The organism is Natronoarchaeum philippinense, assembly GCF_900215575.1.
GTDB classification, from domain to species: domain Archaea; phylum Halobacteriota; class Halobacteria; order Halobacteriales; family Natronoarchaeaceae; genus Natronoarchaeum; species Natronoarchaeum philippinense.
On record NZ_OBEJ01000001.1, the window covers coordinates 1,046,375 to 1,067,901 of the forward strand.

General features: G+C 65.6%; 20 protein-coding genes, 1 tRNA gene and 1 pseudogene. 11 read left to right on the forward strand and 11 right to left on the reverse strand.

Features of this window, described 5'->3' with window-relative positions; translation table 11 throughout:
• Positions 1–72 precede the first annotated feature (72 nt).
• A complete protein-coding gene (cyaB, locus tag CRO01_RS05340) occupies positions 73–630 on the reverse strand; it encodes a class IV adenylate cyclase (RefSeq protein ID WP_097008050.1) in 558 nt (185 codons plus the stop codon).
• Positions 631–717: 87 nt separating this feature from the next.
• Between cyaB and CRO01_RS05345 the strand changes: the two genes are divergently transcribed.
• Positions 718–1,659 (forward strand): FKBP-type peptidyl-prolyl cis-trans isomerase, encoded by a 942-nt coding sequence (locus CRO01_RS05345; RefSeq protein ID WP_097008051.1) that lies wholly within the window; start codon positions 718–720, stop codon positions 1,657–1,659.
• Positions 1,660–1,802: 143 nt separating this feature from the next.
• Here CRO01_RS05345 and CRO01_RS05350 read toward each other — a convergent pair whose 3' ends face one another.
• The 4 genes from CRO01_RS05350 to CRO01_RS05365 all read right to left on the reverse strand — a co-directional run bounded on the left by CRO01_RS05350 (position 1,803) and on the right by CRO01_RS05365 (position 6,460).
• Positions 1,803–2,429, reverse strand: coding sequence for an RAD55 family ATPase (locus CRO01_RS05350; protein ID WP_097008052.1), 627 nt, complete (start codon positions 2,427–2,429; stop codon positions 1,803–1,805).
• Positions 2,430–2,527: 98 nt separating this feature from the next.
• On the reverse strand, positions 2,528–3,217 hold the full coding sequence (locus tag CRO01_RS05355) for a MinD/ParA family ATP-binding protein (RefSeq protein ID WP_097008053.1): 690 nt from the start codon (positions 3,215–3,217) through the stop codon (positions 2,528–2,530).
• Between the two features lie 39 nt (positions 3,218–3,256).
• Positions 3,257–6,025: an ATP-dependent helicase gene (locus CRO01_RS05360; RefSeq protein WP_097008054.1), complete on the reverse strand. Its 2,769-nt coding sequence runs from the start codon at positions 6,023–6,025 to the stop codon at positions 3,257–3,259.
• A gap of 81 nt (positions 6,026–6,106) precedes the next feature.
• Positions 6,107–6,460, reverse strand: a complete 354-nt coding sequence (locus CRO01_RS05365; protein WP_218839130.1) for an ArsR family transcriptional regulator — start codon at positions 6,458–6,460, stop codon at positions 6,107–6,109.
• Between the two features lie 315 nt (positions 6,461–6,775).
• Here CRO01_RS05365 and CRO01_RS05370 point away from each other — a divergent pair, with 315 nt between their 5' ends.
• A complete protein-coding gene (locus tag CRO01_RS05370) occupies positions 6,776–8,128 on the forward strand; it encodes a sensor histidine kinase (RefSeq protein WP_143824916.1) in 1,353 nt (450 codons plus the stop codon).
• A 99-nt stretch (positions 8,129–8,227) separates the two neighbouring features.
• Positions 8,228–10,279 (forward strand): hypothetical protein, encoded by a 2,052-nt coding sequence (locus CRO01_RS05375; protein WP_097008350.1) that lies wholly within the window; start codon positions 8,228–8,230, stop codon positions 10,277–10,279.
• On the opposite strand, the gene CRO01_RS16530 is transcribed toward CRO01_RS05375, so the two are convergent.
• Complete coding sequence (locus CRO01_RS16530; RefSeq protein WP_179747400.1) at positions 10,280–10,417, reverse strand: DUF7503 family protein; 138 nt, start codon at positions 10,415–10,417, stop codon at positions 10,280–10,282.
• A gap of 190 nt (positions 10,418–10,607) precedes the next feature.
• The gene (locus CRO01_RS05380) at positions 10,608–11,207 is read right to left on the reverse strand and encodes a DUF7504 family protein (protein ID WP_097008056.1); all 600 of its coding nucleotides are present in this window, start codon (positions 11,205–11,207) and stop codon (positions 10,608–10,610) included.
• Between the two features lie 97 nt (positions 11,208–11,304).
• On the opposite strand from CRO01_RS05380, the gene CRO01_RS05385 reads away from it, so the two are divergent.
• Positions 11,305–12,279 carry a succinylglutamate desuccinylase/aspartoacylase family protein gene (locus CRO01_RS05385; RefSeq protein ID WP_097008057.1) on the forward strand — a complete coding sequence of 325 codons (975 nt, stop codon included), beginning with the start codon at positions 11,305–11,307 and terminating at the stop codon, positions 12,277–12,279.
• Here CRO01_RS05385 and CRO01_RS05390 read toward each other — a convergent pair.
• Complete coding sequence (locus CRO01_RS05390; RefSeq protein WP_375097334.1) at positions 12,276–13,412, reverse strand: KaiC domain-containing protein; 1,137 nt, start codon at positions 13,410–13,412, stop codon at positions 12,276–12,278. The two genes, CRO01_RS05385 and CRO01_RS05390, sit on opposite strands and share 4 nt — an antisense overlap.
• Positions 13,413–13,962: 550 nt before the next feature.
• On the opposite strand from CRO01_RS05390, the gene CRO01_RS05395 reads away from it, so the two are divergent.
• From CRO01_RS05395 to CRO01_RS05415, 5 genes and pseudogenes are all read left to right on the forward strand, one after another.
• Positions 13,963–14,781 carry an NAD(+)/NADH kinase gene (locus CRO01_RS05395; protein WP_097008058.1) on the forward strand — a complete coding sequence of 273 codons (819 nt, stop codon included), beginning with the start codon at positions 13,963–13,965 and terminating at the stop codon, positions 14,779–14,781.
• Positions 14,782–14,874: 93 nt separating this feature from the next.
• Positions 14,875–15,801 (forward strand): GTP cyclohydrolase MptA, encoded by a 927-nt coding sequence (gene mptA, locus CRO01_RS05400; RefSeq protein WP_097008059.1) that lies wholly within the window; start codon positions 14,875–14,877, stop codon positions 15,799–15,801.
• Between the two features lie 66 nt (positions 15,802–15,867).
• Complete coding sequence (locus tag CRO01_RS05405) at positions 15,868–16,086, forward strand: type II toxin-antitoxin system HicB family antitoxin (RefSeq protein WP_097008060.1); 219 nt, start codon at positions 15,868–15,870, stop codon at positions 16,084–16,086.
• 68 nt (positions 16,087–16,154) lie between these two features.
• Positions 16,155–16,400 (forward strand): type II toxin-antitoxin system HicA family toxin, encoded by a 246-nt coding sequence (locus tag CRO01_RS05410; protein WP_097008061.1) that lies wholly within the window; start codon positions 16,155–16,157, stop codon positions 16,398–16,400.
• 61 nt (positions 16,401–16,461) lie between these two features.
• A pseudogene (locus CRO01_RS05415) lies at positions 16,462–16,569 on the forward strand (GTP cyclohydrolase MptA); the annotation flags it as partial.
• 36 nt (positions 16,570–16,605) lie between these two features.
• Here CRO01_RS05415 and CRO01_RS05420 read toward each other — a convergent pair.
• Positions 16,606–17,409 carry a TrmB family transcriptional regulator gene (locus CRO01_RS05420; protein WP_097008062.1) on the reverse strand — a complete coding sequence of 268 codons (804 nt, stop codon included), beginning with the start codon at positions 17,407–17,409 and terminating at the stop codon, positions 16,606–16,608.
• A 77-nt stretch (positions 17,410–17,486) separates the two neighbouring features.
• On the reverse strand, positions 17,487–19,184 hold the full coding sequence (locus tag CRO01_RS05425) for a DUF255 domain-containing protein (protein ID WP_097008063.1): 1,698 nt from the start codon (positions 19,182–19,184) through the stop codon (positions 17,487–17,489).
• Between the two features lie 524 nt (positions 19,185–19,708).
• On the opposite strand from CRO01_RS05425, the gene CRO01_RS05430 reads away from it, so the two are divergent.
• Positions 19,709–20,260: an FxsA family protein gene (locus tag CRO01_RS05430; RefSeq protein ID WP_097008064.1), complete on the forward strand. Its 552-nt coding sequence runs from the start codon at positions 19,709–19,711 to the stop codon at positions 20,258–20,260.
• A gap of 130 nt (positions 20,261–20,390) precedes the next feature.
• Positions 20,391–20,464, forward strand: a tRNA-Ile gene (locus CRO01_RS05435).
• 222 nt (positions 20,465–20,686) lie between these two features.
• Here CRO01_RS05435 and CRO01_RS05440 read toward each other — a convergent pair.
• Entirely contained in the window at positions 20,687–21,526 is an 840-nt protein-coding gene (locus CRO01_RS05440; RefSeq protein ID WP_143824917.1) for a hypothetical protein, read from the reverse strand.
• Position 21,527 lies beyond the last annotated feature (1 nt).

Sequence of the window (21,527 nt, forward strand, 5' to 3'; positions counted from 1 at the left end):
GGAAACCAGCACCGACGAAGTCATGCTCTGCGGTTATTTCAGAGGCGCCGAGATGCCGTCTCCGGACGCCATTCACGCCGCGTCGTCGGCCAACAACAGCCCGAGATACGACGTTCGGATCTGCTCGTCGGCGTCCAGTCCGAGGTCGTCGAGCAGGTCGCGGGCGCCGTCGCGGGCTTCGGCGATATCGCCGCTCTCGCGCTCGGTCTCGACCTCGACGAACTCGCCCAGCCCGTCGACGGCGTCGAGCGTGACGTGATACCCGTCGAGTTCGTACACCGTCCGGTCTTTCTCGACGGTCGCGGCCGGCTCGAACCCCAGACGCTCGAAGATTTCGGTCGCCGTGTCGCCCGCGTCGACGCCGGTCTCGAACTCCTCGCGCGATTTCGATTCGGCGTCCAGCAGCGGTCCCTTGTAGGTGATCCGGGCCTCGGCGTCGGCGCCGTCGGCGTCCAGATCGCGGACGCGACGGACGCGAAGGGCCTCGTCGGTCTCGGCGAACTCCCGGTGGGGCGCGTCGAAGTAGGTGTCGACCTGCCTGACGCGTGTCTGCTTGCCGGCGTCCAGCGCTGCCAGCCGACTGCGGACGGCGTCGTGGTCGGCCCGGACTTTGATCTCGACTTCGTACATGCTCGAAGCCGAGCGGCGTCGGACCAAAAGTCCCCCGCCCGGGTCCAAAACGTGATTGTTTTAAGCCGAACGGGCGAGGTAGGAGGTATGAGCGACAACGAGGAGGCCGAAGCGGCCGAGACCGAGGAGGCCGAGGAAGAAGCACAGAGCGGACTCCAGAACGGCGACTTCGTCCGTCTGGCGTACACCGCCCGCACCGTCGAGAGCGACCAGCTCGTCGACACGACCGACCCCGAGGTCGCCGAGGAAGAGGGCGTCGACGACCAGCAACAGACGTTCGAGCCCCGCGTGATCGTGCTGGGCGAGGGCCACATCTTCGGCGCCGTCGAGGACGACCTCGTCGGACGGGAAGCCGGCGACGAGGGATCGGTCACCGTCCCCGGCGAGGAAGCCTTCGGCGAGCGCGACCCCGACGAGGTCCGCACCATCAGCGCCGACAAGATCCCGGAGGACGACCGTTACCCCGGCGCTCACGTCGATGTCGACGGCGAGCACGGCCACGTCGAAGCGATCATCGGCGGCCGCGCACGCGTCGACTTCAACCACCCGCTGGCAGGGCAGGACATCGACTACGACTACGAGATCCTCGACGAGGTCGACGACCGCGTCGAGCAGGCCAAGGGCCTGATCGGCATGTACGTCGACGCCGACCTCGAGATGTGGATCGAGACCGAAGAAGAGGAAGAAGAAGTCGTCGTCGAGTCCGACGATGACGACGAGGACGCCGAGCCCGAGACGGAAACCGAGACCGTCGAGAAGGAGACGCTGTACGTCGAGTCGACGCCCCAGCTTGCGATGAACCAGCAGTGGATGTTCTCCAAGCAGCAGATCGCACAGGACGTCACCGAGAAGCTCGACCTCGACCGGATCATCGTCCAAGAGACGCTGGGCGAGGGCGCCGGTATGATGGGCGGCATGGGCGGCATGATGGGCGGCGGCATGGGCGGCGGCGACATCGAGGACGCCCTCGAGGACGCCGACGTCGACGCCGACGAGATCGTCGACGAGCTCGAAGACGTCGACGAGTAAGTCGGACCCGAATCAGGGCGGACGCCGACGGTCGGCGTCACTCCGAGACGACACCACAACACCCCACTTTTTGACTGCAATCGACGGCAACAGCGGCTGCGCTGTCGGTCGTCGTTGCGCGAGTAACAGACCAATACCGCCGATCAGGCGATGTCGCGGCTGGTGTCGATATCGACCTGGTCCTGCATCTCTAACTTGATCGTCTCGGTGAGCGCCTGTCCGCCCCGGAACTTCGGCACCGAGAGGCGATTTTCGACATCGGTCCCGCGAACCGTCGTGGTCAGGTCGAAGACGATGTCGGCCATGTGCTGGGTGGTATCTCGGTTGTCCGGCGGTGAGTCGCCGTCGAGACAGTGCAGAATGGCCAGCGAGCCGGTGTTGACCATGTGGTTCTGCAGGTCGTTCAGAAAGTTGCGATAGCGGCTGCGCTCGCGCCGTTCGAGCACGTCGACGGGGTCGATAATCAGGTTCGCCCCCTCCGGAAGCGCTCGGATGAGTCGGTTGGCCTGATCGAGCGGTTCGCTGCCGCTGATGTCCCGAACCGTCGGGCTTCCGGTCGGTGCCGAGGTGGCCTCGATGGCGTCCCGAACGGCCTGATCGGAGCGCTGGGTCGTCAGGTACAGCGATCCGCGGGCGGCGGTGAGTTGGTACAACAGGAGTTCGGACTGGCTCGCCGGCGACGCGGTAAACGCGATGATGCTCCCCGGCGGGATCCCTCCGTCCAGTTTCCGGTCGAGGACATCGATCCCGGTGTCCAGTCGCCCCTCCATGCGTTCGACCGATGTACGCCTGAATGCCACATAATTGTTTGCCCTGTCGGCGATTCGTTCCGCCCCCATCACGATTCATACAACCCGCACCGAGGCCATCAGTACCCGTCGTGGGAGTGGAGCCGGCGTTGAACACCGATGTTCGTCCCGTTTGGAGGAGAAACGGGTATCTCGTCAGCCAAGTCCGCGAACGCTTGTCGGACGGCGGCGTCGTCGAGCGGCGAGGACGACTCGGGCACCGGAACCAGTTGCTCGGTGCCGAGCAGTCGCCTCGCCCCCGGCGGAATCGAACCGGCCGCGGTGAGGGCAGCGCCGAGAATCGGCGTCCCGAGTGCATCTGCCATCGCGGCGGTCTTAGCGGCGTCGCGCAGGCTATCGGGCGTCGCCGTCGACACGAGCACGACGCCGTCGGCCAGTCCTAGGGGCCGTGCGGCGTCGCGGCCGGCGCCAGCCGGGCAGTCGACCAGTACCGGTGAGCGAGCCGTGCGCTCGCGCAGGGCCGCGAAGGTGGCGTCGACGCGGGGCGACTCCTCGCCTGTCGGAGCCGGCAGGACGCCGATGGCCGGTTCGCCGACGAACTGCGCGATGGCGTCCGGACGGTCGCCGTCACGAACGGCCGCGATCGACGGCGATGGCCCAGCGCCCGCGAGCGCGTGGAGGTTTGGCATGTCCCAGTCGGCGTCGGCGACGAGCGGCGTCGCCCCGCCCCGGTCCGCGAGCGCGCGAGCCAGCGCTACCGTCGTCGTGGTCTTTCCACAGCCGCCCTTGCCGCCGGCGATCGCTATCACGTCGGGGCTGGTGCGGCATCGCACAAAAACGTCCGGCGGCTACTCGTCGGCCTCGGCTCCGCTTCGCTCGGGGACGCCGTCGCCGATCTCGGAGACGACGCGCTCGTGGAACGCCCGGAGTACGGCGCTTTCGTCCTCGGCGAGGACGACATCGCTGGCCATCAGGGTTGCGAGGCCGAACGCGCGCGGCGAGGGCGAGTCGACCGACCGGCGGACGACCTCGATCTCGCCCGAGCCGATGCCGTCGAGGACGGTCTCGATCCCGGCGAGGTTCAGTTTGTCTTCGAGGATCTCTCGGTAGGTTTCCTCGATGACGGCGAAGTCGTCCAAGTCCTCGGCGAACCCGAGCAGCATCTCGCTGGAGACCTGTTGCTGGCTGGCGGATTTCTCGGTTCCCTTGTAGCGCTTGAGGATCAGCAGCGATCGGGTGGCGTTGATCCGGAAGTATCGCTGGAGCAGGTCGGTTCCGTCGAGACTGGCCCGGAGGAGGTCACGCGCGTCGTCGGGGGCGGTGTCTTCGAGAATGCCGCGCACGTCGACCTTGCGGTTCAGCGGCATCGAGAGCGTGAAGCCGTTGTCCGCGACCGCGACCGACACGTTGGCGTTGGTCGCCTGCGCGCAGCGGTAGGCGAGCAGGCGCGAGAGCCCCTCGTTGAACCGGCGGCCGTAGTTCGAGTGGACGTAGTAGTTGCGCTCGTACTCCTCGCGGTCGCGCTCGACCTCGATCGAGAGCCGATCGGGCGTGCTGATGCTCTCTACGCCGGCGTAGCGGATCTGCTGGTCGAACATCCGGGCGAGCGCGCGGACGCTGTCGTCGTCCAGCGGGAAGGTTCGGAGCCAGCGCCGGACGGCCGCCGCGCCGCCCGCGTCGTAACGGTCGAGGAGTTCACCCTGAAAATCGAGGACCTCGCGCCCGAGATCGTATGCCAGCGGGAGCCGTTCGGAGTACCACGAGGGCACCGTCGGCGCCGCCGCCGTCCGGTCGACGTACACTTTCGATCCACGGCGATAGCGGTACTCGAAGTTGTCGCCGCCGAGGACGAACACGTCGCCGGCTTCGAGCGTGTCGAGGTACTCCTCGTCGAGTTGGCCGACCCACTCGTCGCTCGCGCGGGTGAACACGTCGCAGCTAAAGGAATCGGGGATCGTCCCGATGTTGGTCATGTAGATGACCCGCGCGAGGCGGCCGCGCTTGCCGATCAGGTCCTCGCCGACCGGGAACTCCTCGTAGTGGTGCTCGCCGTCGGGCGGATCGTTCGCGTCCCGCCAGATCTTCGCGTACACGTTCCGGTCTTCCAGTCCCTCGTAGTCGGCCGTGAGATACCGTGCGAGCTGTTCCCAGTCGGCGTCGTCGTAGTTCCGGTACGGGTAGGCCCGTCGGAGCACGTCGACGACTTCGCTCTCCGGGCGGATCTCTGCGATCGCCATGCCGTAGACCTGCTGGGCGGCCACGTCTTGGGGGTTCTCGGGAATCGAGACGCCGTCGACGAAGCCCTCCTCGGCCGTCTTGAGCATCACGGCGCACTCGACGAGTTCGTCGCGGTCGAGCGCGATCACCCGGCCCGTCACCGTCTCGCCGACGCGGTGTCCCGCCCGCCCGACGCGCTGGAGCAGAGCGGCGACGGATTTCGGGCTACCGACCTGCACGACCAGATCGACGTGGGGCATGTCGATGCCGAGTTCGAGACTCGTCGAGGACGTTACCACGTCGAGCGAGCCGTCTTTGAGCCGCTGCTCGACATCTTCGCGGACATCCTTCGAGAGGCTGCCGTGGTGGCACGCGGAGTTGTCCTCGTCGTAGCCATCGAAGCGCTCGCGCAGGTTGTGGAGGATGCGCTCGGCGCCCGAGCGCGTGTTGGCGAACACGAGCGTGTTGGTGTGCTCGCCGATCTGCTCGTGGAGGCGCTCGTAGAAGCGATCCTGCACGACATCTCGGGGCGTGTGGATCAGGTCGTCGGTCGGACACTGGAGTTCGATGTCGAACTCGCGGGCGAAGCGGGCGTCGACGATCTCGTAGTCGCGTGGCGGCCCGCCCGGGCACTCGCGGCCGACGAGGAACTCCGCGACATCTTCCAGCGGCTCGATCGTCGCCGAGCAGCCGATCCGCGTCGGCGAGGTCTCGGCGAGCGCTTCGAGGCGTTCGAGGCTGACCGAGAGGTGGGTGCCGCGCTTGCCCGCCGCCAGCGAGTGGATCTCGTCGACGACGACGTACTCGACGGTGCGAAGCTTCTCTCGGAACTTCGGCGAGTTGAGCAGGATTGCGAGCGTCTCCGGCGTCGTGTTGAGGATGTGCGGCGTCTCCTCTAGCATCTTCCGGCGCTCGCTATCGGACGTGTCGCCGTGGCGAATCGCGTGGCGAATGCGGTCGACAGCGGCGGCGTCGCCCGCATCGCCGTGACGCCGCGCCGCAATCTCGCGGACGCCCTCCAGTGGTTCGGTGAGATTCCGATGGATGTCGTTGGCCAGCGACTTCAGCGGCGAAACGTAGAGGCAGTAGACCGAGTTGTCGAGGCCGCTCTCGCGCTCGCGGCGGAACAGTTCGTTGATGATCGCAGTAAAACTCGCCAAGGTCTTGCCACTGCCCGTGGGCGCACAGATCAGCGCGTTGTCGCCCTCGTGAATCAGCGGGACGGCGCGCTCTTGGGGTGGCGTAAAGAAGCCCTCGTTTTCCTCGACGTACGCGCCAAACTGGTCGATCCACCACTCCTGTACGGAGGGTTCGAGCAGATCGAGAACCTCGCCGTCGGCGACTGCGTCGGGAGATGCATCGACACCGGCTCCCGATTCGAGCCGCTCTCTCCATCCCATCGAGGGGTACTCAGGACCAGTTACCTAAGTGCGTTTGGTCCCGGATTCTCGAACACGACGCGCGTACCGCCCGCTGGCGGGTTACTCGTCGGCGTCTTCGTCGGCGTCTTGTCCGCCCCGAACCATCGCTTGGCCCGCCTCGGCCCCGTTCTGGGTTTCGAGGCGACGCTCGATCAGCGCCTCGAAGTCGGGCGTCGAGTCGTACTCGTCCCGACAGCGCAGCGCGACGCGGCCGCTGTCGGTGACCTCGTACAGCCCCGACCGCTCGGCCGGCCCGATCTTGCGGACCAGTCCGTAGTCGTCGAGCACCGGCAGCCGATTGTTGACGTTCTTACGGCTCTTGCCGGTGATCTGGGCCAGATTCGGCGCGACGTTTCGCCCGTAGGCGTGTAGTGCTTCGAGAATCAGGAAATCTGTGGGTTGGCGAAGTTTCACGATATCGCTCCCTGTAGATAGGTAGGATCCGCTTCTGATAAGTAACCTCCCCTTTTGTGCTGAGGGTTCCGGTCAAAATATAAAACCGATGGTTATTGCCATCGGTAATTATAAGTGGCGATCGACAAATAGTAACAGCGCGGTCGGCGTCGCAACGAGAAATCGACGCGTTCGGACGGTAAGCGCCTCCGACCGCGAGGACGGTCATGTCAGAGAACCGGATCAGATGGCGACCAGCCAGGAGGAACTGTGACCGAGCAGACATCAGCTGAGGGGTGCTCAGCCGCGGGCAACAGCGATCGACGAGTGTCCGCGGTGCGCGTCGCAGTCACCACTGGCACCGACGGCGCAGAGCGAATTGCGTCGATGGTCTCCGAGGAGTGTGCCGTGTCGGTTCGAGCGCCCGACAGCGACGCCGATGTCGACCTCTGGATTGCCGACGAGCGAACCGTCGAGAAAATCGACGCTCGCACGGACGCCGGGACCGACCCGGCAATCGTGCTCGTCACCGACGACGGGAGAGTTCCGACCGACTGCTCGCCGGAGGTCGACGACATCGTGGCGCGCCCACTTCGAACGTCGGTCGTGCGGCGCCGCATCGAAACCGTACTCGATGCGCACGCCCTGCGGACGGGCGGACGCGCCGACCGCGTCGAGATTGACTGCGTCGCCCACCCCGTGGTCGCGGCACGCATCGAGGCCGGCGAGCGGATCGTACAGTCAGTCAACGACGCCTTCGAGGACGTGTTCGGCTACGACGCCGACGCCGTCGTCGGCGACAGCCTCGCGGAGTGGGTCGCCCGGCCGGACGACCGGGCGGCGGTGCGAGAACTGGTGAACCATGTCAGGGATGGGGACGCCATCGAGCGAGTCTGTCGGCGCGAGACGGCGACCGGCCACCGCCAGATGCGGGTCAAAATGCACCCGTCGTCCGAGCGGGGAACCGACGTGCTCGTCTGCTACGACGACATCACGAGCGAACGCCGCCGAAAGCAGCAAGTGCAGGTTCTCAACAGGGTCCTGCGGCACAACCTCCGAAACACGATGAACGTGATACTGGGCAACGCGGACGTGCTGAACGAGCGCGTCGACGGCCCAGTCGCAGCCGAGGCCACCGAGACGATCGAAGCCGCCGCGAACGATCTCGTCAAACTCGGTGAGACGGCGAGTTCGCTGCAGACTGCCCGTGAGGAACGGGAACGGCGAGTGCTCGAAGCGACTTGTCTCGTCGACCGTGTGAGGACGCAACTGCGCCGCGAACTACCAAGGGTCGACTTGCGCATCGAAGCGGCCGAGAGCTGTCCGGTCCTCGCTGACGCCCACCTCGAAACCGCCGTTCGGGAGCTGTGCGAGAACGCCGCCCGGTACGCCGGCGCTGATGGTCCGATCGTCGTCAGCATCGACCGACGTGGCAACTGGACCCAAATCAGCGTCCGCGACAGCGGCCCCGGGCTTCCCGAGACGGAGCGGGCAGTGCTGCGCGGCGACGAGGAGACGCCGCTGGAACACGGCAGCGGGCTGGGACTGTGGATCGTCAACTGGATCGTCACCAGCCTCGGCGGCGAAATCGCGGTCGAAGACGCCGAGCCGACCGGGACGGTCGTGACGCTGTCGTTGCCTGCGGGGCCACACCGCTCCGATCGGCCACCGAGCGACGCCTGCCACTGACTCGTCGTCTCACTTCCCGGTACATTTATTCGCGCAGTGCGCGTTAGCTACGTCTCGAATGGTCGGGACAGGCGGTTCTCGACGGGGGGAGTCCGAATCGTGAACGTAGCGTTCGAGTCGTTGCCGGATCCCGGGATCGAGGTGATCGACCCGATCGAGCGCGTCCGGTACTCGCTTTTTACCGACGTACCGGTCGAGCCGACCGAAGCAGACGATTCGGTGTTCCGGTTCCCGATCGACGACGCGGCCACCATCGAGTGCTCGACGATCACGCTACCGACGGTCGCACCTGTCATCGTCCGCGACGAAGCCGGAGAGGTGCTGGCAAGCACCGAGCACGGCTCCCACGAGGAGATCCCGAAGGGGACCTATAGCATGGAGCTATCAGTCCAACTCCGGATCTACCTCCACGTCGAGAGCGAGGTGACGATCGCCTCGTCGACCGAACGGACTTCGATCGAGTTCGGCGAGCAGACGCAGATCGTCCTCGGCGGGCGGTCGAAACACGAGCGACCGGCCGCGACGCTGACGACGACCGACGATCCGACCGACGTGATGCAGGCCGTGAGCGCGATGAGTTCGTCACTCAAGACGACCAGCCCGGAGCGGTCGCTCCCGACACTTCGGGGCCACCCGCCGTCGATCGAACTCGGCGAGGAGCTGTCGATCCCCGACGGCGTCGAGCCGCCCGAGACGGGCGTTCGGATCGAGCTACCACCGACCTACCGGCACGTCTACCCCGCAGCGACGCTGGCGTACTACCTCGGCGCCGAGATGGTACCCGGCGAGACGCCGCGGATCGTCACCGACGAGGGGCTGGACTACGATCTCGACGGCCCCGGCGGCTACGAACGCGAGGTCGTCCGGGTGCTAAAGCGGGTGTTCTTCCTCGACTGTCTGACCCGGACCGAAGGGCTGTACCCGGTCGAGTTGCACGAGCGGGACGCGCTCGAACAGGCGGTGGAGCTCGACTTCGAGTCGCTGTACGATGCCTCGCTCCAGACTCAATTGGCGGCGTATCTCGACGTGCCCTACGACGCCGTCGAGGACCTACTGCCCCAGTGGAAGCTGACCACGCACGTCTCGCCGACGGCCCAGAGCATCGAGACGCTGCCGTACTTGGTCAACGACCTCGCGGTCGTCCGGATCGCCGAGCCCGAACGGGTGTCGGCGTCGTCAGTCGAGGAGACTGGAATGGCCGCGTACACCCGTGGTGGCGCCGAGAGTGCCCACGGAAACACGTACGTTCAGGTCGAGTCCGACGACGCGCTCGAACAGGCGTGGGTCGGCGAGGAGACGCCGATCGGCGTCAGCAAGGCCACCGCACAGGCCTACCGCAATCGGTTCGACAGAGAGCCCTCGACGGGCGACATCTCGATCACGGTCGTCTGCAACGACGACCGGATGGACTCCGAGCGCGACGCCGTCGACGAGGTGTACGGCTCGCGCGCGAACCTGCCGTTCGAGGTCACCGTCGAACGCGATCTGGAGACCGACGAGTTGGCCGCAACCCTCGCGGAGCCGACGGAGTTTCTCCACTACGTCGGACACATCGACGCCGAGGGGTTCCGGTGTGCAGACGGGACGCTCGACGCCGGCGAGCTCGACGAAGTGGGCGTCGAGGCGTTCCTGCTGAACGCCTGCCAGTCGTACGATCAGGGCGCAAAGCTGATCGACGCCGGAGCGATCGGCGGCATCACCACGCTCAGCGACGTGATAAACACCGGCGCCGTCCGGATCGGATCGACCGTCGCGCGTCTGCTCAACGCCGGCTTCCCGCTCCGAGCCGCCCTCACGATCGCAAAAGACGAAAGCATCGTCGGCAGTCAGTATCTGGTAGTCGGCGACGGCGGATTGACGATCGCACAGTCAGAAAGCGGGACGCCGCTGCTCGGCGAGATCACGCCGGTCGGCGACGACGAGTACGAGTTCACATTCGCAGCCTACGCCACCACCTCGGGTGGGATGGGCGGGATGTTCATGCCCTTTATCGAATCGAACGACGAGTTCTATTTGAACTCGGGACGGACACGGTCGTTCAGAATAACGGAGTCGGAACTCGCCGAGTTCCTCGAACTCGAAGACATACCGATACGGGTGTCGGGCGAACTGTCGTGGAGTGGTGACGTGTCGGTCAGCGATATTTCCTGATCAGTCGATCGTTCCTGCCATCGCCGCGGAGGCGCTTCCGATTTGGGTTAGTGCAACCAGCGCAGCGAACAGCACGCCGGCCAGCCGCGGGTGATCCTTGAGAAACGCTGCGACCGTTCCGCTGTTACCATTGGACATTGTACATAGCAATGGCGGGGCGCAGTAGAAATAATACTATTTAAAAGGTACTTACGGTAATACCGATATATTTTCGCAAACTCTAAGAAAAGGATCTCACAGGCGTCTTTAACGGATCAATAGCGACTGGAAAAATGTCGATACGGATTGAACAACCGAACGGAAGCGACTCGGAAAGTGCCGACGGTAATTACTCGGCGCGGTCGAGCACCCATTCACCGTCGAACCGATCGACGGTCGCGTCGAACAGCGCGGCGATCGTCTTGACATCCCGGACCGAGTGGCTCGCGGGATCGAGATGGTAATGCGCGACGGCGTCGGCCGCGTCGACCCGAGAGGTCAGCACGTGGAGAAAGCGAAAGACCCGTTCGAGCGACGCGCGGTCGAGCAGGTCGGTCAGCGAGTGAAAACAGACGGTGGTTCCGCCGTCGGACGACCCGCCGAGAAACTCGCTGATCGTGATACCGAGCGTCGACAGATCCGTCGGATCCGGTATCGGCTTGGCTTCGATCCTCGGACGAGTCGTCCGCAGTTCGGCGTCGTCGCCGACAGCGACGAGGCGCTTTCGTCCCGACGCCGAGTGGGCGGCGAGTTTATCGAGACAGTCAACGGGGTCGCGCGAGCATTCCACGAGGAGCACGTCACCGGGAGAACCGTCGTCAGCACAGAGATCGGTACACACGTCTCCCGGCGCATCGTCGCCCGCGGCGAGGACAAGCACGTTCGTTCCGGGCTCGACGACGCCGGGGCAGACGCGCTCGTTGGGAGATCGTGAGTCACGTCCGGCCATAGGTGACACACAGTGTGGTGACTGATATAACTACTCCTATCGAGAAACAATCCCGACGTGACGAAGGACTATTAGCGACCGATTCGAGGCCCCATACATGGAGGAGACGACCGGCCACGCGACAGAGCGCGTCACGCTCGCGCGTTTGCCCTCCGGCGTCGAGATATCGACGACGGTACACCGGTACGACGGACGGGCAGCCGGGCCGACGGTGTACGTACAGGCGGCCCAGCACGGTCGAGAGATAAACGGGACGGAGGTGCTCAGGCGCGTCCACGATCGACTACTCGACGCCGAGCTCGCCGGAACGGTGATCGCCGTCCCGGTCGCAAACCCGGTGACGTTCGATCGGGTGTCCTACACCGCGCCGTCGCCGCTGGATCAGGTCACACCGAATATGAACCGCGTGTGGCCCGGCGACGCCGACGGCTCGCTCCACCAGCGGATGGCGGCCCGGCTCTGGGAGTACGTGGACGGGGCCGACGCCGTCGTCGACTTACACACCGGGAGCCCGAACATGCTCCCCCACGTCGTCTACGCAGCGGGCGACGCCGACGCCCAGTCGCTGGCCGCCGCCTTCGGGACGGACCTGCTACTCGCCGAGCCTGCGGGTGAGGACGCTCCCGAGGAGTGGCGCAAGCGCGGGTTCGACGGCAAGCTCCGGGTCGCGGCGGCCCGGGAGGGAATCACCGCGATCACGCCCGAGCTCGCGCACAACAAGCAGTTGATCGACGAGGCCGTCGAGACCGGCGTGACGGGGCTGTGTAACGTGCTCCGATCGCTCGACGTGCTACCGGGCGAGCCCGTCGAGAACGGCGCGGCCCGACAGGCGCGCAACCACTCGGGAAGCGTCGACGCCGAGGCGTCCGGGCTGTTCCGCGTGACTGCCGACGTTGCGGTCGGCGATCGAATTGCCGACGGAACGACGGTCGGGACGGTGTACGATCCTGGGACGTACGAGCCGCTCCAGACGGTTCGAGCGGGTCGGGACGGCGTCGTGTACGCGCTCACCAGAGAGGCGACCGTGCAGGCCGGTGATCGGCTGGTGGGGATCGCAACGGTCGAGGATTAGAAAATGTTGGCCTGCCGGTAGACGTTGATCCCGTCGTTGGTGATCTCGTAGGGTTTGGTTTCCCGCGAGTGGTTGGCGTCGCGGATCTTCTGGATCTCGATTGCCAGCCGCGTCTCGCGGAAGTCAGAGGGCCGGACGTACTGAAGGACGAACACGGCGTCGGTCAGGTACTCGACGATGCCGTGTCTGGAGGCAAACGAGGAGTCTTGGCTGGCCTCGCTGGTCATCAGCGTCGTGACGCCGGCACGTTTGAGGCTCTTGGTGAAGTCGTAAATCTCGTTGCGCCGGGTCGCGCGGTCGTCGTACATCATCTCCAGCAGCGACACCGAGTCGAGCACCAGCCGCGAGGCGCCGAACTCGTCGATCAGTCGGGGCAGCTCGCTGCGAATGCTCTGGAGGCTGTTGGCCATCTCGACGGGGTCGATGTCGACGACGGCGAGGTCACCCGCCTCGGCGTACTCGTCGAACGGAAACCCCTTCTCGGTCGCGCTCCGGATCACGCGCCGGCGGGACTCTTCGAGGGTAATGTACACCGCGCGCTCGCCGTCCCGCAGCCCGCGGTTGAGAAACTGCAACCCGAGGGTCGTCTTGCCGGTGCCGGCGCTCCCGATAGCGACCATCAGTGCGCGCTCGGGGACGCCGCCCTGAATCATGGCGTCTAACCCGTCGACGCCGAGTTCGATCCGTGGAATGTCGGATTCGGGATCCTCGTCGGCCTCCTCGAAGCCGGGGCCGCCGCCCGCTCCGGCTCCGCCCGGCGCGCCGGCTTCCTCCAGCGCGTCGAACTCGTCGGTCGCCATGTCGAACTCGCCACCGCCGCCGAAGCCGCCGGGGTCGGACGAGGAGCTGCCGGGTGCCGGCCCGGTCTCGCCGCCGGTACTGCCCGGCATATCGGGGGCGTCGTTGAGCGCCGACGCGAAATCCGTATCGAACAGGCCGCCGCTGTCGGATTCGTCGCGGTCGGCTGCGTCATCGCGTGCAGCGCTGGCGTCGTCCGACGGCGACCCGTGCTCGCCGGATCGAGCGTCGGCATCACCGTCCGTGCCATCGGCTGCTGGGTCAGGGATATCGTCGAAAGAGCCGTCGAACTCGCTGGTATCTCCGCCTTCGATGTCGGCGAAGGCGGCTTCCAGATCGTCGGCGCCCTGATCGAACGTCGCGTTTTGGTCTCCCGTCGGAGTGTCGGCCGTGCCATCGCCGGGTTCGTCGTCCGGTTGGTCGACGCCGTCGGGCGACCAGTCGCCGGAGAACAGATCCTCGTCGTCGTCGGCTTCTCGGAGCGCGCGATCGAACCAGTCGTCGTCGGCCTCCACCTCGCGCTCGGTATCGTCGCCATCGTCGGCGTCGTGCTGCTGGCTCGGGTCGTCACTCACGACCGTCACCTCCCGAAGCGACGCCGCCGATCGCCCGACAGCGGGGCGAGTGGAGACGCCAGCGACGAGCGGCGACGCGAACGGAGTCGACCCCAGCACGTCGAGACGATGGAATCATAATCACGTGAGCGCACGTCGCTCCCGGCGTGTCGGGCCGCGTGCTACTGCTAAGACAATCACCCCAGTCAAATTAAGGTTGCTGCTACAGTCGACCGGCAGTCCTCCGACGGCATCGCCCGGCCGCGTGGGCGTCGAACGGGCCGCGACGCCAGCGGGGAGTTTTTCACCCCCCGGGCGCAACCTCGCAGTCATGAACGTCGGCATCGTCGGACAGAAGGGCAACGACCGAGCCACGTCGCTGGCCGGCGAGATCGAGTCGACGCTCCGGGACGACGTTACTGTGCAACTCGACACTGCGACAGCGACGGCGCTCGACCGCTCGGGCGTCGACGTGACGGCGATGGCCGAGTGCGATCTCGTGGTCTCGATCGGCGGCGACGGCACGTTTCTGTACGCCGCCCGCGGCGCCGGGTCGACGCCGATCATGGGCGTCAATCTCGGCGAGGTAGGCTTTCTCAACGCCGTCGCACCGGACGACGCCGTCGAGGCGGTCGCCGACGAGGTCGCACACGTCGAGGAGACCGGATCGGTGCGGTCGCGCGAACTCACGCGATTGCAGGCGAAAAACGGCGACTGGGCGCTCGAACCCGCGATCAACGAAATCGTCGTGCAGGGACGCCAGCGCGGGCACGGCAACGGCGCCGATCTGACAGTCAGGGTCGACGGCGACACGTACTCGACGGGCCACGCCGACGGCGTACTGGTGGCGACGCCCACCGGATCGACGGCGTACAACCTCAGCGAGGGCGGGCCGCTCGTCCACCCGACGGTGCCGGCGATCGTCGTCACCGAGATGTGTGGCGCCGAGTCGATGCCGTCGCTGGCGGTCGACGCCGACGCCACGGTCGAGATCGAACTGGCAGGTTCGTCGGGGTACGTCGTCAGCGACGGCCGGGCCAACCGGGAGATCGAGGCCGGCACGACGGTGACGGTCACGGCTGCCGAGGAGCCGGTCCGGGTGGCGGGGCCGCGCGCGAACTTCTTCGAGGCGCTCTCGAAACTCCAGTGAGCCCGCTGCGGGACGCCGTCCCCGCCGACTGATGAGCGGTCGATATCCGCGGTATCGAAAGGCCTAATCGCGTACCGCCGAAAGCACGATCAAATGAGTGAGCAACTGCCCGACGTGCAAGCGACCAGCCCCGACGTCGCGGTGGGGTTGAACCGCGTCGGCGTCACGGGCGTCGAGAAGCTCGTCAAGATCGCCCGTCCCGACAAGCGCCCGATCGTGCTGATGGCCGAGTTCGAGGTGTTCGTCGACCTTCCCTCGTGGCGCAAGGGCGCCGACATGAGCCGCAACATGGAGGTCATCGACGAGACGCTCGAAGCCGCCACCCGCGAGGAAGTCCACCGCGTCGAGGACGTCTGTGGCGAGGCCGCAGAACGCCTGCTCGATAAACACGACTACACCAGCGAAGCCATCGTCTCGATGGAGGCCGAGCTCGTCCAGCGCGAGCAGACGCCCGCCTCCGATCGAGAGACCCAGAGCACCGTCGACATTCAGGCCAAGGCGACCGCCACCGACGAGGGCACCCGCGAGGAGATCGGCGCGACCGTCACCGGCATGACGGTCTGTCCCTGCTCGCAGGGGATGTCCGAGGCCCGCGCCCGCCAGAAGCTCGAACAGCTCGGCATCGAGGACGACACCATCGAGGAGTTCCTCGACGAAGTCCCCCAGCCCGGCCACTCCCAGCGCGGCCACGCCACGCTGGCCGTCGAGAGCGACGGCGCGCCCGAGGTCGACCTGACGACTCTGATCGACGTTGCACGGGATTCGATGAGCGCGCGCATCTACAACCTCGCCAAGCGCCCCGACGAGGACCACATGACCTACCAGTCCCACGCCGACGCCAAGTTCGTCGAGGACTGCGTTCGTTCGATGGCCGAGGGCGTCGTCGAGGAGTTCCCCGACCTGCCCGACGGCGCCGTCGTGACGATGAAACAGTCCAACGACGAGTCGATCCACCAGCACAACGCCCACGCCGAGCGCCGCGTCGAGATGGAGCAGTTGCGCGACGAAGTCGGGAACTGAGCGGTCAATCCATCCCGAAAGGGGTACGTCGGAAAGCATTTGAGCCTATACCACGAGTGAGTACACATGGGAGTGCAGTCCCGGGACGGCGCTGTCGACGACACGATCACAGTTACCCGCGGTGACGAGTATTACGTCGCCAAAGACGAGTCTACCGGGATTGCGAGCCAGGGCGAGACGAAAGCCGACGCACTACAGAACCTTGCAGAGGCACTCGAACTCGCAGCGGAACCGGTCGACGACGAAGTTTCGGATCACGCTGACGCGCCGTGGTTTTCTTCGTAGCCGTTTGAAGACTATCGGACGAGCGCGAACGCAGGGGTTTTTATTATTTGCAACGGAATCCGTCGTCAGTGACACGCGGGACGTACTCAGGCCGAGAGATTATCAAGGCTCTCGGAAACTGGGGGTACAAAAAGGTCGGGCAGCGAGGCGACCACGTCAAACTGCAGTACGTCCATCCCGTCACCGGCGAGAAGCGCATCGTGATCGTGCCACTGCACGATGAACTCGATACTGGCACACTCAAAAGCATCGCCGAGCAAGCTGGTGCAGAAGAGTTCCAAGCATTTCTCGACGAGATGGACAGGATGATCTGATGGCGTCGAGGAGAGGGGTTGCTCGCGGTCTGCTGGCACGGTGACGAACGTCTCCAAGCCGCTCGACGACGCCGTCGTACAGTCCAACGACGAGTCGGTCCACCAGCACAACGCCCGCGCCGAGCGCCGCGTCGAGATGGAGCAGTTGCGCGACGAAGTTCGGAACTGAGCGGCCGGTCGAACGCGAACGACCAACCAGTGAGAATTACAGCGACAGCGGTTCGGCGTCACGCCAGCGCGGGGCGAACTCGTCGTGAACGTCGGCCGCGAAGTCCGGATCTTTGAGGTCGATCATCGCAAACGCCTCGTCGACCGCGAGGGGGTGGGGCACCTGCACGCAGACCTCGACGCCGTCGAGCACGTTGAACGTGCCCGTCACGTCGTCGCTGACTCGCACCTCGTAGCCTTCCGACGGCGAGAGCGTTTGGCGGTGTCGAGCGCCAACAGTCTCGGGCAATGAGTCGACCAGTCCCGGCGTCAACAACACCTTGACGTCGACGCCGCGGTCGATGGCCTCCTCGAACTGCTCGGCGACGAGGTCGCCGATCTCGTCCAGCTCGAACAGCGAGGTCTGGTCGGAGGCGACGAACACGATCCGATCGTCGGCCGCCGAGAGACGTTCGACCAGCAGGTCGGCCGTTTCGACGGGACCGACCGCGGCGGTCCAGAACTGCTCTTCGACGGGATCGGCCGCGTCGAGTTCGTCCGAGAGGTCGTCGACGATATCCTCGTACTGATCTGCCTTCTCGGCGAGTTCGCGTTTCTTGTCGTCGAGCAGCCGATCCAGCGCCGTCGAGGGCTCGACCGCGACGTACTTTTTGGGGCGGCTCGCGGTCTGGCTGCGAACGAGATTGTACTGCTCGATGCTGTTGAGAACGTCGTAGATCCGTCCCATGGGCACGTCACTGGCCCGGGACAACTCTTTGGCGGTTGTGGGCCCGGTATTCAATAACGCGCGATAGGCGCGCGCTTCGTACTCGGACAGCCCGAGATCCCGCAGACTTGCCATACCTGCCTGTCACCGACGGAGGGTTATAAACGCACCGGAGGTTTCAGCCAAGCGACGGCTGCCACCGAGTCCGGCGATTACTCGCCCGAACGGTCGGCAGTGAGGTCGCTGACCCGCGTTTCGAGTTCGCCCGGCGTCGTGGCGGGGTCGGCCGCCGTCGCGTCGGCGTCGTCGGCGGTCACGATCGAGACGGTCGCCGTGCCGTCCGCAACGTCGTCCGCGCCGGGAACGACCACCTTCTCGTGGTCGCCCATCCGAAGCGCAGCGCGGTGGAGATCCGATCCGGCGGGATTGCCAACCCGGATCACGAGCGTCCCGTTGAGCAAGCGCGACGCCGCCGAGCCGTAGACAGCGACCTGCGGTCCGAACCGATCCCACGCTCCGGCGAAGGCTTCGATCGTCTCGCGAGCCACGTCGTGGTAGCGGTCCTCACCGGTGATGACCGCGAGATCGAGCAGCGCGTCGACCATCTCGACGTTACCGTCGAGCGGCCGGAGCGGCCGGTCGAGCAGTCCTTCGCCGCTTGCGGGACCGTCGCGGAACGAGCCCTCGGCGTGCAGTTCGTCGATCGCGGCGTCGGCGACGCGGCGGGCGACCTCGATCGCGCGCCCGTCGAGCGCGTCGGCGCCGAGCACCTCACGGGCGGTCGTCAGCGCGGCGACGGTGTGGGCGTGGTCCGCGAGCAGGAGCGACTCGCCGACATCGTCGGTATTCTCGGGGTCGCGATAGTGGCTGACTTCGCCGTCGGCGATCAGTTCCGCGTCGAGGGTGTCGAGCGCGCGCTCTGCGAACCGGCCCGCGGCGTCGTCGTCCGTGTAGGCGCGGTAGGTGAGCAAGGCGTCGACCGCCAGCGCGTTCCGGTCGGCAAAGAGCGTGGGATCGACCGACGGCTCGTCGGCGTCCTCGCGCTCGGTCGCCGCCCGGGCGTAGTAGCTCGCGCCCTCGCCGGCGGACTGGCTCCCCGCGAAGGCGTCGCCGGTCCACAGCGTCGTCGTGAGGTAGTCGATCGTGTCGGCGGCGGGCTGGCGATACTCCTCGCCCCCGGTGTAGAGGTAGGCGTTGGCGAACGCTCGGACGATGGCGGCGTTGGTGTCGAGCATCTTCTCGTAGTGGGGCTCGCTCCAGTCCTCGCCGGCGGCGTAGCGGTAGAACCCGCCCGCGTGCTCGTCGAACAGGTTCGCGCCGACGGCGTCGAGCGTCCGCAGGGCCTGCTGGCGCTCGCGCTTGAGGGCGAACTCGATCGTCCGGGGCATCGGGAACTTGGCGTCAGTTCCCCAGCCGCCCGAGCGCTCGTCGTAGGTTTCGTGGAGCGCACCGAGCAGTTGCTCCTCGATTTGGGGCGTGAGTTCGCCCGCCGGCGTCGCCTCGCCCTGCAGACTTCGGGGGACGCGGCCAGCCTCGGCGCCCTTGCCGTCCCACAGCTTGCGGACGCTGGTGATCACCTGCCGCATCCCGTCGGGGCCGAGATAGCCGGCGCCCGTGAGCTGTTCGCCCTCCGGCGTCAGGAAGACGGTCGAGGGGAACCCGCCCATGTTGTACCGTTCGCGCACGCGCGGGTGTCGGTCGACATCGACGCGCACCGGGACGAACCCGTCGTTGACGTTGGCGGCGATCCGGGGCTCGGAATACGTCTCGCCGTCCATCTCGTGACACCACGAACACCACGTCGCCGACAGCGACAGCAACACCGGCTTGCCCGTGCGGTCCGCGATCTCGAACGGCTCGGGGCCCCACTCGTGCCACTCGACGCGGGTCCGCTCGGCGCTCTCATCCATATCCCCGGGTAGGTTCTCGGGCGGGTAAGCGCTTCGGGATTCGCCAGAGGACTGCGCAGTGTGAACCCGTACGAGAGGCGCGGTGCTCTTTGGAACCACAGCAACGACGGCGGATCCCGCGAACGCCGCCGTCGCCGAACGCAGCGGCCCCTTTCATGCCACCCTACTGCAACCACATCCTCCCAAGCCGTGGGGCCGAGGTGCGCCTCCGTGCGCACCGACGGGGGAGGGCAGGCTGCGGCGGCCGTTTCCTGGCGGACTGAAAGGGCGAGGACCGGTGGCCGGTTCTCACGTGGCTCTATCCGAGCGCAGCGAGGATATCCGCGTGAGAACCGGCGAGCGGGCCGAGGGCTTTCGAGGTGTTGTCGTCGACAGTAGTCTCGACTCTTGCTAGGAGCGAGAGCGCTCGTAGCATCCCTGACGGCAGCAGTACCAGCAGCTCCTTGAGAGTGATCGAGCCGCCGTGCTAGTCGGACTCCCCCACGATGTTAAGGGTTATCCGGCCTGACCCGCTACTAGGCCCCATGTTCAAGCGGATACTGGCGTTGCTGCTGCTCATCCCGCTGCTCGACGCCATTCTGCTCGTCTGGCTCGGGTTCCAGTTCCCGTGGCAGCTGATCGTCGCCGTCGTCGTCCTGACCGCGCTGGTCGGCATGCTGTTCGTCCGCGCGGAGGGACGCCGCACGATGCGCAAGATACAGCGCGCGCTCGCGGAAGGTAGACCGCCGACCGACGAGCTGCTCGACGGCGGGCTCCTGATCGCCGCGGGCGCGTTCCTGCTGACGCCCGGGCTGGTCACCGACACCGTCGGGTTCCTGCTGGTGCTCCCGCCGTCGCGGATCGTCATCCGCAAGCTCGCCAAGAAGTTCGTCGTGACGCCGTATCTCGACAAGAAGACCGGCGGCTTCGCGTCGGGCAATGTCTACACGTTCGGGTTCCCCGACGGCGGCGACTTCGGCGGCCAGCCAAGCGGGCAGGCGGAAGGCTCGGCCGACGGATCGAGCGACGTGTACGATCTCGGCGACGACGCCTACGACGTGGAGTTCGACGACGACGAGCGTTCGACCGACCAGTAGCGATCTTCTGCGTTCTCGTTCGGTCTGCGCGGCTTCGAATCGCCCGAGGGCGTCACCTGATGACAGGGTACGCTCGACTCCCAGAAGGAAACGCTTAAAGGCAAGTGACCACTACCCGAAAATGCGTCGCGGGCCAATAGCTCAATCAGGTTGAGCGCTCGGCTGATAACCGGGAGGTTCGCGGTTCAAATCCGCGTTGGCCCATGTTTCTACGACGGCCTCACGAATAGCATGAGTGAGGCGTCGTGACGAACGAAGTGAGTCACGGAAAACGGACGTGAGGAGTGAAACATGTCCCGAGCAGATTTGAAGTAGAGAAGTCGCAGCGCCGAGCGTCAGCGAGGCGACCGTCTTCGCGTGGTTCACAATCCGCGTTGGCCCACTTCTCTGCTGACCATGCATCCCGGTTACTACTATTAACGGTACTCACCCCTCCTGAGCCGCAGTATCGTTGTCGACGAACTCGTCAGTAACGTCGCGTTCGTCAAGCTGTAGGATCATGCCGGAATCACCACCGGTTTTCCAGAACTCCTCGATGTCGCCGTTGACGAGAAACACATCGCCTTCGGCGAGTCCCTCTCTTCCAAAAACGGTGACGGTACCGTCGTCGTTCTCCCTGATCGTGTCTTCCCACTCGCCGCCGGAATCGATGTCACCTTGATTGCCGTTGGCCTGCGCCTCGTACACCGCACCGTCGACGATGAATTGGTACGTGAACGTGTCGTCCTCGGAAGTAGATATAATCTCGAAGGTTCGGTTGTACGCCATCGGATCAGTGACAAGCCGTGGAGTGACGAACTCGTCATCGAATTCGAGTCGCATACCAGAATCGCCACCAGTGCGCTCAAACGACGAGATGGAGCCATCGATTTCGAAGGCATCACCGTCCTGATTCCCCGTTTTGCCCATCACCGTAACGGTCCCGTCACCACTGTCGCTGATCGTATCGTCCCAAGGACCGTCGGAATCGACATCGGCTTCGTTTCCGTCGGCGCTCGCTGCAGCGACAGCTCCATCGACGGTGAACCGATAGGTCAAATTCGCAGTTTCGGTCGTCGAGACTATCTCGAACAGTCCGTTCGAAAGGCGCGGATCGCCGCCAACCGACTCCTCTCCTTCCTCATTATCACTCTCGTTCTGAAGAGTATCGCTACTGTTTTCGGGGGCCTCAATATCATCGCCGCCGAGTAGCTCTTGGACGTGCGTAGACTGAAAAACGCCGAACGCGAACGTGCTAATCGTGATTATCGCAGCGACGACCTGCACC

Coding starts and splice junctions, on each gene's coding strand:
- CRO01_RS05345 (WP_097008051.1), top strand. CDS start 718: ATGAGCGACAACGAGGAGGCCGAAGCGGCCGAGACCGAGGAGGCCGAG.
- CRO01_RS05360 (WP_097008054.1), bottom strand. CDS start 6,025: ATGGGATGGAGAGAGCGGCTCGAATCGGGAGCCGGTGTCGATGCATCT.
- CRO01_RS16530 (WP_179747400.1), bottom strand. CDS start 10,417: ATGTCCAATGGTAACAGCGGAACGGTCGCAGCGTTTCTCAAGGATCAC.
- mptA (WP_097008059.1), top strand. CDS start 14,875: ATGAGTGAGCAACTGCCCGACGTGCAAGCGACCAGCCCCGACGTCGCG.
- CRO01_RS05350 (WP_097008052.1), bottom strand. CDS start 2,429: ATGGAGGGGCGACTGGACACCGGGATCGATGTCCTCGACCGGAAACTG.
- CRO01_RS05380 (WP_097008056.1), bottom strand. CDS start 11,207: ATGGCCGGACGTGACTCACGATCTCCCAACGAGCGCGTCTGCCCCGGC.
- CRO01_RS05430 (WP_097008064.1), top strand. CDS start 19,709: ATGTTCAAGCGGATACTGGCGTTGCTGCTGCTCATCCCGCTGCTCGAC.
- cyaB (WP_097008050.1), bottom strand. CDS start 630: ATGTACGAAGTCGAGATCAAAGTCCGGGCCGACCACGACGCCGTCCGC.
- CRO01_RS05395 (WP_097008058.1), top strand. CDS start 13,963: ATGAACGTCGGCATCGTCGGACAGAAGGGCAACGACCGAGCCACGTCG.
- CRO01_RS05420 (WP_097008062.1), bottom strand. CDS start 17,409: ATGGCAAGTCTGCGGGATCTCGGGCTGTCCGAGTACGAAGCGCGCGCC.
- CRO01_RS05405 (WP_097008060.1), top strand. CDS start 15,868: ATGGGAGTGCAGTCCCGGGACGGCGCTGTCGACGACACGATCACAGTT.
- CRO01_RS05385 (WP_097008057.1), top strand. CDS start 11,305: ATGGAGGAGACGACCGGCCACGCGACAGAGCGCGTCACGCTCGCGCGT.
- CRO01_RS05425 (WP_097008063.1), bottom strand. CDS start 19,184: ATGGATGAGAGCGCCGAGCGGACCCGCGTCGAGTGGCACGAGTGGGGC.